Source organism: Paenibacillus sp. FSL H8-0537, assembly GCF_038051995.1.
GTDB lineage: Bacteria > Bacillota > Bacilli > Paenibacillales > Paenibacillaceae > Pristimantibacillus.
In genome coordinates this window covers 4,037,761-4,050,853 of sequence record NZ_CP150290.1, presented here as the reverse complement: position 1 = coordinate 4,050,853, position 13,093 = coordinate 4,037,761, and the positions used below count along the sequence as shown (strand labels likewise).

At 50.6% G+C, this 13,093-nt stretch carries 12 protein-coding genes and 1 pseudogene; 4 read left to right on the top strand and 9 right to left on the bottom strand.

What is annotated here, in order from left to right; genetic code table 11:
- The first annotated feature begins 5 nt into the window (after positions 1 to 5).
- From MHB80_RS17060 to MHB80_RS17045, 4 genes and pseudogenes are all read left to right on the top strand, one after another.
- Positions 6 to 953, top strand: coding sequence for a hypothetical protein (locus MHB80_RS17060; RefSeq protein WP_341278114.1), 948 nt, complete (start codon positions 6 to 8; stop codon positions 951 to 953).
- 170 nt (positions 954 to 1,123) lie between these two features.
- Positions 1,124 to 1,999 carry a sugar phosphate isomerase/epimerase family protein gene (locus MHB80_RS17055; protein WP_341278113.1) on the top strand — a complete coding sequence of 292 codons (876 nt, stop codon included), beginning with the start codon at positions 1,124 to 1,126 and terminating at the stop codon, positions 1,997 to 1,999.
- 233 nt (positions 2,000 to 2,232) lie between these two features.
- Entirely contained in the window at positions 2,233 to 3,186 is a 954-nt protein-coding gene (argC, locus tag MHB80_RS17050; protein WP_341278112.1) for an N-acetyl-gamma-glutamyl-phosphate reductase, read from the top strand.
- Positions 3,187 to 3,245: 59 nt separating this feature from the next.
- Positions 3,246 to 3,785: pseudogene (locus MHB80_RS17045) on the top strand (short-chain dehydrogenase); the annotation flags it as partial.
- A gap of 27 nt (positions 3,786 to 3,812) precedes the next feature.
- On the opposite strand, the gene MHB80_RS17040 reads toward MHB80_RS17045, so the two are convergent.
- From MHB80_RS17040 to MHB80_RS17000, 9 genes are all read right to left on the bottom strand, one after another.
- Positions 3,813 to 4,856, bottom strand: a complete 1,044-nt coding sequence (locus MHB80_RS17040) for a MerR family transcriptional regulator (RefSeq protein WP_341278111.1) — start codon at positions 4,854 to 4,856, stop codon at positions 3,813 to 3,815.
- Positions 4,857 to 5,027: 171 nt separating this feature from the next.
- A complete protein-coding gene (gene mtnB / locus MHB80_RS17035; protein ID WP_341278110.1) occupies positions 5,028 to 5,678 on the bottom strand; it encodes a methylthioribulose 1-phosphate dehydratase in 651 nt (216 codons plus the stop codon).
- Entirely contained in the window at positions 5,678 to 6,349 is a 672-nt protein-coding gene (locus tag MHB80_RS17030) for a 2-hydroxy-3-keto-5-methylthiopentenyl-1-phosphate phosphatase (protein WP_341278109.1), read from the bottom strand. The genes mtnB and MHB80_RS17030 overlap by 1 nt, the downstream gene beginning before the upstream one ends.
- On the bottom strand, positions 6,346 to 7,566 hold the full coding sequence (locus MHB80_RS17025) for a 2,3-diketo-5-methylthiopentyl-1-phosphate enolase (protein ID WP_341278108.1): 1,221 nt from the start codon (positions 7,564 to 7,566) through the stop codon (positions 6,346 to 6,348). The genes MHB80_RS17030 and MHB80_RS17025 overlap by 4 nt, the downstream gene beginning before the upstream one ends.
- Positions 7,566 to 8,444, bottom strand: a complete 879-nt coding sequence (proC, locus tag MHB80_RS17020; protein WP_341278107.1) for a pyrroline-5-carboxylate reductase — start codon at positions 8,442 to 8,444, stop codon at positions 7,566 to 7,568. Before proC ends, MHB80_RS17025 begins: the two co-directional genes overlap by 1 nt.
- Positions 8,445 to 8,488: 44 nt before the next feature.
- Positions 8,489 to 9,739, bottom strand: a complete 1,251-nt coding sequence (locus MHB80_RS17015) for a glutamate-5-semialdehyde dehydrogenase (protein ID WP_341278106.1) — start codon at positions 9,737 to 9,739, stop codon at positions 8,489 to 8,491.
- A 63-nt stretch (positions 9,740 to 9,802) separates the two neighbouring features.
- Positions 9,803 to 10,903, bottom strand: a complete 1,101-nt coding sequence (gene proB, locus MHB80_RS17010; RefSeq protein ID WP_341278105.1) for a glutamate 5-kinase — start codon at positions 10,901 to 10,903, stop codon at positions 9,803 to 9,805.
- Positions 10,904 to 11,240: 337 nt separating this feature from the next.
- Entirely contained in the window at positions 11,241 to 12,437 is a 1,197-nt protein-coding gene (locus MHB80_RS17005; RefSeq protein WP_341278104.1) for a pyridoxal phosphate-dependent aminotransferase, read from the bottom strand.
- Between the two features lie 108 nt (positions 12,438 to 12,545).
- Positions 12,546 to 12,998, bottom strand: coding sequence for a hypothetical protein (locus tag MHB80_RS17000; RefSeq protein ID WP_341278103.1), 453 nt, complete (start codon positions 12,996 to 12,998; stop codon positions 12,546 to 12,548).
- Positions 12,999 to 13,093: the final 95 nt, after the last annotated feature.

The following is a 13,093-nucleotide window of genomic DNA, read 5'->3' as shown; positions in this document are numbered from 1 at the left end:
GGCACATGAATACGCATTGGAAATGGCTGCTGTTCGCTGGAGGCTCGGCAATCGCCTTGCTGGCGGTTGTCGCTGTTTATGGATTACCAGGTGTGAAGGGGGCAGCGCCTTCCAAGCCCGCCGAATTCAATCCGCATACCCAGCATAAAATGGCTGCTATGTCAGCATCGCTGCCTGCCGATATGACGGACCCTTATCTCGATCCGGTATCGCTCCAGATGAGCCATATGCATGCCTCCGAATCCGAACAGACGGAAGGAGAGAAAGCGGTCCGAGTGCAGTGGAGTTGGCCAGAGGGTGTGCCGGCAGCAGGGGAGCTGAAGAAGCTGCGGCTGTCGATTGCTGATGGTAACGGTCAGATGATTCCGGCCTTCATGGTTACCAATGAGAAGCTGCTTCATCTCATCGCTGTCAGCAGCGACTTGCGTTTTTTTCAGCATGTTCATCCTGTTTATAAAGGTGAGGGGATTTTTGAGCTTCCGATTACATTCGAGCAGGGTGGAAGCTATAAGCTGTATGCCGATTTTATGCCGGAAGGCATGGCAGAGCTGACTCGCACTGGCAGCGTCAAGGTAGAGGGGGCATTCGCAACGCCAGCTGAGCTGGTATCAAGCGCCTCAATGACCCAGCATGCAGAAGGGCTTATGGTAACGCTGCACAGCGGAGCTCTAATGGCAGGCATGCAGTCTGAGCTGACCTTCAGCTTTCGAGATGCACGGACGGGCAAGCCAGTCTACGATATGGAGCCGTATCTGGGTTCGATCGGCCATGTTGTTGCAATTGATGAGAAGCTGGAGCAATATCTTCATGTTCATCCTGTAAATTGGGCCGCAACTGGGCCAATAGCGGTATTCGGTGTTATGTTCCCCAAGAGCGGCTTATACAAAATATGGGGGCAGTTTCAGCGGGGTGGCAAGCCCTTCATTGTGCCGTTCGTCCTCGAGGTACCCTAAGCAGCAGCAACAGTAGTAGTGGAGCCTTATGAATAAGGGCTCCACTTTTTTTGCTGATAGGGATATTTTAGTTCGAATGATATGGCTCCCTATTTTTTATAAAACGGTAGGAACAACAATAGTAGAAAGCGAATGTAAGGGAGAGCATGATTAAAGGAGATGAGTAAAGCATGCAGCTTGCAAACAAAATTGGCGTAATTGTCGATAGCTTTGGCGTCGGCGTAAGCGAAGGCCTGCGTTTGGCGAAGGATGTTGGAGCGGAGGGTGTGCAAATATATGCAGTAGATGGGGAAATGGACCCAGCAGTACTGACAGGAGCCAAGCGCAAGCAGCTCAAGGAGGAAGTTGCTCAGCTTGGTCTTGAAATATCGGCGTTATGCGGCGACTTAGGTGGGCATGGATTTCAAGACAAATGGGCCAATCCGTTGAAAATCGAAAAATCCAAGCGCATTCTGGATTTGGCGGTCGAGCTAGGAACAAACATTGTCACGACCCATATTGGCATTGTACCGGACGATCCGAACAGCGAAGTTTACGCCTCCATGCAGCAGGCGTGTGAGGAGCTGGCGAATTATGCAACTCGTCAGCAGGCGTATTTTGCGATTGAGACGGGCCCAGAAACAGCAGCGCATTTGAAAGCATTTCTCGATACTTTAGGCTCTCGCGGCGTTGCGGTTAATTTTGACCCGGCGAATATGGTCATGGTCACGGGGGATGATCCTGTGAATGGGCTGCATATACTGAGGGATTATGTTGTACATACGCATGTGAAGGATGGCGTCCGCCACCGTGTTGTGGACCCCCGGCAAGTATATGGAGCGCTAGGCTATGAAAAAATGGATCATGGGCAAATCGCGCAAATGGCGTCCGAAGGCCCGGATTTTTCAGAGCTGCCGCTTGGCGAGGGCAGCGTAAATTTCACTGCTTATTTTAACATGATTCAAACGATTGGGTATAAGGGCTATTTGACGATTGAACGAGAGGTCGGCTCGCAGCCAGAGGCGGATATTCGCAAAGCTGTCGAGTTTATTAAACGATACCGCTAACGAGCTGAATATTAGCCTGATTGCACACAGGCCGCCAAGCCTCCCATCATCTCTTCATCAGCCAACCTCTCCATTAGGTCATGGAGAGGTTGTTTGGGCTGTTTGCTATTCAATGGACTAATAGTGGACCGTTTCCCTTGCCTTGAATCTGTAAATGGAATTTGATTAAAGTGATGGAGATATGTATAATTATTCATTGTGAAGAATTAATATTCATTTCAAGGGGGAGTTTTATGCAATATAAAGTATTTGTTGATGGCCAAGAAGGCTCGACAGGCTTGAAGATCTTTGAGTATCTGTCAAAACGATCGGACATTGAATTTCTCAGGATTGATTCCGACAAAAGAAAAGATCCTGAAGAACGAAGTAAATTTCTTAATGATGCAGATATCGTTTTTCTTTGTCTGCCCGATTCAGCTGCAAAAGAATCCATTGCGCTAGTGAAAAATGAAAAAACAAGAATCATAAATACCAGCACTGCCTTTAGAACGGATAAAAACTGGGTCTATGGACTGCCTGAGTTGAAAAATCAGAGAGAATTCATACAGTCCGCATCGAGAGTCTCCGTTCCTGGCTGTCATGCAACTGGCTTTATTCTGACGATTAAACCGCTAATTGAAGCAGGCATTCTCCCAAAAGATTATCCTGTTACGTGTTATTCTGTGACAGGCTACTCTGGAGCTGGCAAAAGCGGGATAGAGGAATATGAAAATTCAGCATTAATTGCTGAAAGAAAACTTCATGTTCCAAGACATTATGCGCTTCACCACAATCATAAGCACATACCTGAGATGCTGATGTATTCAGGACTTTCATATGAGCCATTATTTACGCCCATAAAAGCTAATTATGCACAAGGAATAGCCATGTCAGTCCCCTTAATGAGCAGGATTTTGTCCAAAAATGCTTCTGCAAAAGATGTACATGAAGTATTATCAGCGTATTTTGAATCGGAGCGTTTTGTTCATGTGATGCCATACGATTCAGCAGCATATCTTGATGAAGGCTGCTTCATGATTTCTGAGTGTAATCATACGAATCGACTGGAAATTTTTGTTTTTGGACAAGAGGGCAAAATAAATATTATTTCCAGATACGATAATTTAGGCAAGGGTGCATCAGGTGCTGCCGTACAAAACATGAATATCATGCTTGGATTGGATGAAGGTAATAGCCTGGTGAACTAAATCAGTTTATGCACAGCGTTATCCGCTTGCAGATAACGCTAGTTTTATAAAAAACGGCAGACTAGGTGGCGCCATGGCTATTGACGTTGAATTTGCTGCCGTCGCTCAAGGCTTCTAGCAAAGCGAGAGTTGTCAATGTGGCATCAGAGGCATCCCGCAATCATGGGGGGCTGGCGCTGCCAGAAGATTTAACGGATACAGCTGATTTTACAGCAAGGGGCTCGTCAGCCATCTATGGAAAAACAAAGCTGTTGAATATTATGTTTACCGGGGAGCTTTCCCGTCAATTATCTGGCACCTGCGTAGCTGTTCATGCGCTCAATCCCGGATTTAATGTAACAGGGCTTGGACGCGAGCTTTGATTTGCCCCGATGCTTGAACGAATATTAAAAGGGCTGCGAATTGGAGATCCGCGCAAAGGTGCCGAGATTATTACCCGTTTAGCGATTGACCCGCAGTATGGAGGAGTCACTGGCGGGTATTATAACGTTGGGACAGGCAAATCCATTCTTCCTGTGCATCCTGGCGGCGATAAGGCAATGCAGTCTAAACTGTGGAAGGAGACGCAGCGATTGCTGCAGCATAGGGAATGGATTTAATCATAGGTTTAAGCAGGTGTATGATGACTACTCCGGTTTTACCGCAAAAAGCATAACAGCGGCGGTATCTAACTGCTCCACGACGATGGAGTAGCGGTGCGACTTGAGCCATTCTTGAAGCTCATGCAAGTGTAACGGCTCGATAGGGACAGCAAGTGGCTTCCTAACAGCAGCAGCAGGAGCAGAATTAGATAAGCCTGCTTCCTCTTCGTTATCGAGGCTTATATCGGTAATAGCCAGTCGTCCTCCCGGCAGCAAAATACGGTCCATCTCAGCCAGAGCCAGCAGCTGCTGGGAGCCATTCAAATGATGCATCGCAAAGCTGCAAGCGATGAAGGAGCATACGCGATCCGGTAGCGGCAGGGTGAGCAGGTTGCCGAGCTTTGCTTCCACATGCGGCAGACGCCCGCGCAAAATGCTGAGCATTTGTGCTGATTGCTCAATAGCTGTTAAGTGTACGCCCGCCTCGGCGAGCTTGACTGACAGATTGCCGGTTCCGGCTCCAAGCTCGGCGCCGCACTCGCCCGCAATCGGGTCAATCCATTCCAGCGTTTTCATAAGCGCTTGTTCATAGCCAGAAGGGGTCAGTACCTTTGCTAATGCGGCCATTGGGGCCGCCTTGCCATGCTCCAGCGCCAGACGATCATAATCCCAGCGGTCATTCCAGCTGCTTCGCTCGGAGCGGAAGTGCTTCATCATATCCGCCGCGTCCTCAGCTGTGCTAAGCTCAGGCTGAGCTTGACGCTGCCATATGGCAATCGTATCATCAAGCGCCTGCAGCTTTTGACCCGCGGTGACCCATTCCTCATACAGTAGAGCCCGCGCACGATCGGCTAATCGCAGAAAATCATCATGCTGTTGTACCGTTTGCAGCACCTCGCCGATGACAGCCAGCGGCAAACCCAGCTCACGCAGCGCAATAATCCACCGCAGACGCTCCATATCTGCCTCGCTATACAGGCGATAGCCGTTTTCTCGCGCTTTCGTTGGCGCAACGAGCCCTTTTTCCTCGTAAAACCGCAGCGTACGCGGAGTTGTGCCAAGCAATCGTGCGGCTTCAAATACCTTCACAACGATTCCTCCTTTACTAAAGCATGAACCTTTCCCTAACGTAAAGGTCAAGCATTTTTTAAAATATAGGAAGTATAATTCCTTGAAAAAAGAGCCGCCTCCGCACCGTTGTGCATCGAGACAGCTCTTATTCGTCTTAATCTTTATATAGTTTGCGATTGAAGCGGCACATTATTTGCGGCCGTTCAACAGCTCCCAGCGATATACATATTCAAATATGAACTCAAACGCCTCCAAATGGCGCTTCGCTTCAAACGGATTTGCTCCCCAGGCGTAAATGCCATGCTTGCGCAGCAAAATGCCGGGAATTTCCGGCTGCAGGCGCTGAGTCACCTCGGGAACGATTTGCGGTATGTTGGCGAAGTTGGACACGATCGGAATGTCGATATGTGCTTCCTCGTCCCAAATATTGAACGCCTTAATCAGCTCGACACCATCGACTGGCACGGATTTGCGATCCCAGAACCATTCCGATATGACGCTGTTAAAGACGGTATGCACATGAAAAATAGCGCCTGCGCCCGTCTGGCGATAAATTTCGCAGTGGATCAGCGTTTCCGCTGAAGGCTTCAGCTTCGTCGCTTCGACAGCTTTGCCTTCTTTATCGACGAATAAGTAGTCTTCCGGTGTATGAACCGTTTTATCCTTGCCGCTTGCCGTAATGGCAAAATGGAACTGCTCGGGGTCGAAATCGCCGACGCGTACCGACAGATTGCCGCTCGTGCCAGGGAACCAGCCGCGCGAGGCGAACAGTTCCTTCACTTCACGCAGATCAGCCAGCGCTTTCTGCTTCTGCTCCGTTGTAATTTGCTCAAATGTCATTACGATTCATCCTTTCCCTTGTCAAGCACGCGAATAATATCATGGAACGTCTCATATTCGGAATGAGGCAGGCCAAGCTCTTGGCATCTCGTCGTCAGGTGCGAGCGGGAAAATACCGTATCCGCCAGCTTTGCGCCTTCAAAGTCCGTCACGCTGTCGCCAATGACAATACGTTCATATTGCTCAGCGGGGAAACGTCGCATAATGGTCGTTTTGCACATGCCGCATGCGTTGCTGCACTGTCCGTCACAAGGATGCGGCCATGTAATTTCAATATTAGGGCCGCTAAAATCGTGGCCATTGCAATAAATATGATCCTGCGGAATATCGAAGGGCTCAAGCACCGGATAGACGAAAAAGTCAATGCCGCCGCTTGTTACGTAAAATTCAATATCATTTTTCCGGCAGTAGGAGAGGAGCTCGCCAAAGCCTTCGCGAATGCGCGCATTCGTAATGCCGAAATGAACAACCTCGCTCATTATCGAGGAAGGGAGGAGGCGGAACAGCTGGCCCACCCCTTCACGGATCGAAATTTGCTGCGAAATCGTCTGCTCCACAATGGGCTCCCAGCCTGGCGGGTTAAAATGGCGGATAATCGCAATAATATTATCGTTTATCGTAATCGTTCCGTCGAAATCGCAGAAAATAATGCGTTTTTTTGATGCTGTCATTCTTTAATCCCCCAAGCGTCAATGGCAGCTTGCAGCGCTTCGCCGCCAGGAGCCGCGGCAGCTTCGCGCAGATGAACGCCATTCATCGCCGCATCAATTGCGAGGCGGAAGGCTTGTCCGCCAGCAGCAGTGCCCATTGGATGGCCGTGAATGCCGCCGCCCGCGTTGACGACTACCTCGGTGCCAAAGTCGCGCAAAATAAGCGGAACAAGGCCCGGATGAATGCCTGCGGATGGAACAGGGAAGCTGGCAAGCAGTTCGCTAGATGGTGCCAGGAGCGCATCCTTGACGGCGAGATTTTCTTCCTTCGGCATGACGACCGAGCCGTATGGAGAAGGGAACAGCACGAGATCAGCTCCCGCAAGGCGCATAAGCTTGCCAAGCAGCACGGAAGCGCCAATGCCATAGTGCGGCGAAGGATACATCGCGCCCGCCATAGCCGGATGTGCAGCAATAGGGACATTGATGGTTGGGTCTTTGCTAAGCTCATGCAGCACATCGTAGCCGTATGCCAGCACATTAAAGAGCAGGGCGTTAGCGCCAGCGGCAATTGCTTTGCGCGCCTGAGAAGCTAGCTGCGAAGTAGGACCAGTCAAATTGACGGCATAAAGCAGCTTTTGGCCTGTTTCCTGCTGGGCGCGCTCGGCAGCTTCCATACAAGCCTCAACGCGTTTTTCCAGCGGGGTCAGCGGATTTTCAAACAAAATTTCATCATCTTTAATCAGATCCACGCCGCCAAGCGCCTGCTTATAAAACTGCTCCTGCAAGTTGGCCAGATCATGTCCGACAACGGATTTGAAAATGCTCATCAGCAGCGGTCGCTCCTGTACGCCGAGCAGGTCCCGAACGCCCTGCAGGCCAAACTTCGGACCCGGGAAAGCAGAGCCGAACGACTGTGAAACCTCAATATCAATCAGCTTAATTCGACCGTCCATCGACAGCTTACCGAAAATCGTAACGAGCAGGGCAGGGATATCACGGCTGAAATTAATATCTGGATAAGCAATGCGAATATCAGCGAAGCGATTGCCTTCTCCGCCTTCATGCACCTCGACGGACAATACTTTGCCAAGATGCTTCTCCATTTCGGATTTGCGGGCTTCCGGCAGGTCGGTCCAGCTTCCAACCGTCAGGCCGACGGCGATGGATAACGCTTTTTTATCAAAATCTGCTTTATCGTCAAAGCTGCGGTAGGTAGCAATGCAAAATTCACTCATTATTTCAAGCTCCTCTCAATATCGGCTCCGATTTCGGCCGCGCGCTCGGCGGAACGCTTCATGCCGCTAGCAATTGTCTCGGCTAAGCCTTTCTGGCTCATCACCTCAAGCGCTGCTTGCGTCGTTCCGTTCGGGGATGTCACTTTGCGTCTCAATTCGGCAGGCTCCTCGCCAGTTGCGCGTACCATCTCTGCAGCACCGAGCACCGTCTGGGTGACAAGCTCCTTCGCAGCCGTTTCGCTAAGGCCCATTGCCTTCGCCGCATCAATCATCGATTCCATAAAATAATACACGTATGCTGGGCCGCTGCCCGATACGCCGGTAATGACGTCCTGATAATTTTCCTCAACGACGGAGGTTATGCCAACGGATTGGAAAATAGCTTCCGCCAGCTGCTGCTGCTCCTTCGTCACCGCTGCGGAATAACTAATGCCGGTAACGCCGAGCCCGATCGTGCAGGATGTGTTCGGCATTGTGCGGACAATGGACAGCTTGCGGCCAAGCAGCAGCTCAATTGACGCAATCGATAGTCCGGCAATAACCGAAATAATAAGCTGATGCTCCGAAATAAAAGGCTTAATGCCCGCAATCGCTTCAACCGCATCCTTAGGCTTCATCGCGAGAAAAATAATGTCGGCTTCCTTCAGAAACGCTTCGTTCGAGGAGCCTTGCAAAATCGTCTGAACGCCATACTGGCTATTGAGCTCGGTGAGCCGATCGGCATTTTGCCGATTGAGCATCGCAATGCGTCCCGGCTGGGTTAGCTTCTGATTAATCATGCCGCGGGCGATGGCTTCAGCCATGGAGCCGGCGCCATAGAACGCGATTTGCAGGGACTGAATACGATTACTCGTCTGGGTGTCTGTATCTATTGGCATAACGGTTTCCTCCAGTATTTTGAAATTGTAAAGGGAATGCGGAATTAGCCGCGAATTTGTCCTGAGCCAGTAATCCGGTATTTTGTTGATGTGAGAGCAGGCAAGCCCATTGGCCCGCGCGCGTGGAGCTTCTGCGTGCTAATGCCGATTTCGGCGCCAAAGCCGAATTCAAACCCATCCGTAAAGCGGGTAGAAGCATTGTGATAGACGGCGGCCGCATCAATTTCCTGCATAAAGCGTGCTGCATGGCCAGCATCCTCGGTCACGATGCATTCGGAATGCTGCGTCCCGTAGGTGCTAATGTGGGCGATAGCTTCATCCAAGCTATCAACGATTTTCACGTTCAGAATATAATCATTATACTCCGTCGCATAATCTTCATCAGTTGCTTGCTTAATGCCAGAAATGAATGGCATCACACGTTCGCAGCCGCGAAGCTCTACCTTTGCCTTCTTAAACTGCTGGGCTAGGGAGAGGAGCGATTCACTGGCAAAAGCCTCGTGAACGAGCAGCGTTTCCATGGAGTTGCACACGGAAGGGCGCTGTGCTTTTGCGTTAAGGGAAATACTTGCTGCCATTTCGGCATTTGCACTTGCATCAATATAAGTATGGCAAATGCCTGCGCCAGTTTCAATAACTGGGACGGTGGCATTTTCAACAACGGTGCGAATGAGCGCCGATCCGCCGCGTGGAATAATGACATCAAGTAGTCCGTTCAGCTTGAGCATTTCATTGACCGATGCGCGGTCCGAATCTTCAATGAGCTGGAGTGCGTCGGCTGGCAAAGCCGTCGTTTCTAGCGCCTGGCGCAGCACCTCGATAATTTTGCGATTCGATTCAAGTGCAGCCGAGCCGCCGCGGAGCACGACGCAGTTGCTAGTTTTGAGGCACAATCCAGCCGCATCGACCGTCACATTCGGACGCGCTTCATAGATGATGCCAATAACGCCGAGTGGTACACGCGATTTTTCAATATGCAGCCCATTCGGACGGTCGAACTGCTCCAGCAGCTCGCCGACTGGGTCAGGCAGCAGGGCGATTTCTCGGAGCGCTTGGGCAATAGCTTCAATTCTTGTTTCATCAAGTGCGAGACGGTCGAGGAGGGAGCGGCTAGTGCCGGCTGCTTCTCCGTTTTGCAAATCGAGCTTGTTCGCTTCCATTATGTCTGCTGTATGTGTAATTAAAGCGTCAGCGATCGTTAGCAGCGCCGCATTTTTCTGATCAGTCGTTACGGTATTCATGATGCTTGCAGCACGTTTTGCCAATGTGGCTTTTTGGACGACTTCGCTTGTCATAGATTTGTTCCTCCTAATAAAATAGTGAAATACAATCGGACCCTTACCTATGAAATAGCAGGCTTATTTTAATGAAACCCATTCATCCCGGTGGATCACTTCAATCCGGTTCACGTCAATTCTGCGCTTCACTTCTTCGCTGCCAAGTCCAGCTGCGGCTTTCGTTTGCCAGGCGGCGTAGTTGACGACGCCGCGCCCTATCGTATCGCCGCTCGCGCTAAGCACTTCAACGATATCGCCGGGATGAAAATCGCCGCTGCTTTCTATAATGCCGGCAGGGAGCAGGCTTTTGCCTCCTGTAAGCAGGGCAAGCTCCGCTCCTGCATCGACTGTAATCGTGCCTTGAGGCATAGAGTGAAAGCCCAGCCATTGCTTCTTCATCGGCAGGCTGTGCATTTCCGTATCGAAATACGTGCCTTGGCCGGAACCGCTTGTAGCAAGCGACAGATCGCCGGGCTGCTGTACTTTCCCGATAAAAGCGGGCACGCCGCCGCGCATGGCAATCCGGGCTGCTTCAATTTTGGAGCGCATTCCGCCCGTTCCAACTGCCGAGCCAGCACCGCCAGCGAACTTCATTATGTCTGCGGAAATGCTGTCGACACGCTCGATTTTGACTGCTAAAGGATTTTTGCGTGGATCTTCCGTATACAAGCCGTCCATATCTGTAATAATAATGAGCTGACCGGCTTTTGTCATCGTTGCGACCAGCGCCGACAAGTTGTCATTATCGCCAAATTTCAGCTCATCGGTTGCAACGGTATCGTTCTCATTAATTATCGGTATCGTGCGCAGCCTGAGCAGCTCTTCAATGGTCATCAAAGCGTTTTGAATTCGCTTGCGGTTCGAGAAGTCGGCCCTTGTCAGCAAAATTTGTGCCGCTCCAATGCCGAACTGGCTAAAAGCCTCCTGATAAGCCTGCATAAGCAGTGCTTGCCCAACTGCTGCGGCCGCCTGCTTCTCGTGAACGGCTTTGGGCCTTGACTCATAGCCTATTTGACGAAAGCCTGCGGCTACGGCGCCAGAGGTGACTAGTATGACCGAGCGGCCTGCTGCATGCAGCGCGGCAAGCTCAGATACAAAATAAGCGATGCGTTCCTTATTCAGTCCGCCTTCCTCAGAGGTTAGCGAGCTGCTGCCGATTTTTACAATGATTCGTTCCGCCATTTATCCATCATCCCATTTCCTGACAAAATAAAAAAGACTCCCGTCCGTAAAGGACGAAAGTCTTATAAGCTTCCGCGGTACCACCTTAATTGACTGTATGCCGCTTAAGGCAAACAATCCTGCTTGGGCCTCGTAACAGGAGGTGCTGTCCGATTCATCATCGGCCGTTCAGGGGCAGGTTCAGCGAGCAGTCGAGGTAAATTCTTGCAGCCTCTGGAATTCACTCTCTGGGCACGACCTAGTCAAGCTTACTAGTCCCGTCATAACGTTTCATGTTCAGTTGGTGTAAGCATATCATGATCGACTGGCTGCTGTAAAGAGAGGCATTCGCAGGCGGCTAGGCTTTGAAAATGCCAAGCTTGCCAATACGTTCAATCGCTTCCTCCAGCCGAGCTTCGCTCGTAAGCAAACCAAGCCGCACATACCCTTCGCCGAATGAGCCGAAGCCGACTCCGGGCGCGACAACGACATCCGCTTCCTGCAATACGAGATCCGCGAACGATTCAGACGTGTAGCCTTCCGGAACAGGCAGCCAGCAGAAGAAGGAGCCTCCTGGGCGCTCTGCTTTCCAGCCGATGCGGTCAAGGGCGCCGAATAAAGCTTCGCGTCTGCGCTCATAGGTAGCGTTCAGCTCCGTTACGCATTGCTGCGGACCGGTTAGCGCTTCAGCAGCCGCTTCCTGAATGCCGCCAAACAGGCTGCAATAATAATGATCCTGCATAAGATTGATTAAAGAAATGATCTGCGAGTTGCCCAGTGCAAAGCCTACGCGCCAGCCCGCCATATTGTAGGATTTGGACAAGGTATAAAACTCGATGCCCACTTCCTTTGCTCCCGGCGTTTGGAGGAAGCTGACTGGACGCTCGCCATCAAAGCCAATCGCGCCATAAGCAAAATCACTTGCGACAACGACGCCTGTGCGGCGGGCGAATTCAACCGTTTGGGCATAAAATTCTGGATTCGCGACCGCTCCGGTCGGATTGTTCGGATAGTTCATAAACATCAGCTTGGCACGCTCCAGCGCGGCTTCGTCAATGGCCCTATAATCGGGCAAAAAGCGGTTTTCCGCCGTTAGCGGCATAAAGTGCATATCCGCTCCAGCGAGTGCCACGCCTGACCAATAATCGGGATAGCCCGGATCAGGCACGAGGCAGATATCGCCGGGATTCAGCAGGCACTGGCTAATTTCCACCAGGCCTGTTTTGCCGCCGAACAAAATAGCGACTTCTGTGGTTGGGTCTATATCAACGTTATAATCTTCCTTATAACGTTTTGCGACGGCTTCCTTGAGAAAAGGGTAGCCGCTAAAAGGCGGATAACGGTGATACATGGGGTTAGCGGCAGCTTCTTGAAGCTTTGCCACAATGTGCGGCGGAGTCGGCTGATCGGGATTGCCTTGTCCAAGGTTAATAACGTCGCGGCCCTTGGCAACTTGGGCATTAGCCTTAGCAACCAATTTAGCAAAAAATTGCGTGGGCAAGCCCGTCATACGATCTGCTGGTTTAATGATATGCTGTTCCAGCTTTGTTTCCATTTTTATTCACACTCCACATCCAATAGTTGCTCATGAACAATAAGCCGTTAAGCATTACTGTAGCACGCAAAAACCATTTATGTCGAGTGATTCAGTTGGAATGGATTCTTAAGTGGCCGGAATGCCGACTTTTTTAATAAAAGCTGCGATGTCGGCTTTAAACAACAGCAGCAGCGGCCTGCGCTGTTCATCAAAAACCAACAGCTGAGGGGCTTTGCCTCCACATACGAATAAAAACACTTCTTTTACTTGGAGTGAAATATTATTCGTGCTCAGGTTGTATGCTTTTGCAAGTGGAACGCGATAAACATAGGTACAGGTGTTGTCATTCGTTAATTGGGGGGCAAGACCCGTTACAGAGTCCAGCCAACTGTTTGCCATCTTTTGATAGTCGTCGTCATTCGGTACAGTTAGAACGACCTTGCCGGCTTTTACATCAAAAACTTGAACTGGTCCCACGGTCGGTTGCTCTTTCGCTGTCTCCTGGGCAAAGCCGGTGGAGGCGAAAATAAATAGTGAGCAAGCTGCGCACAGGGCAGCTATCCATTTTTGCAGCTTCATGTTGGCATGCTCCTTGTCTGTATATGGCTTGGTAATTGTACTTGAGTTATCATCCCCATCTTGACACAGAACCATGTGAAGGTATCATTAGGGAA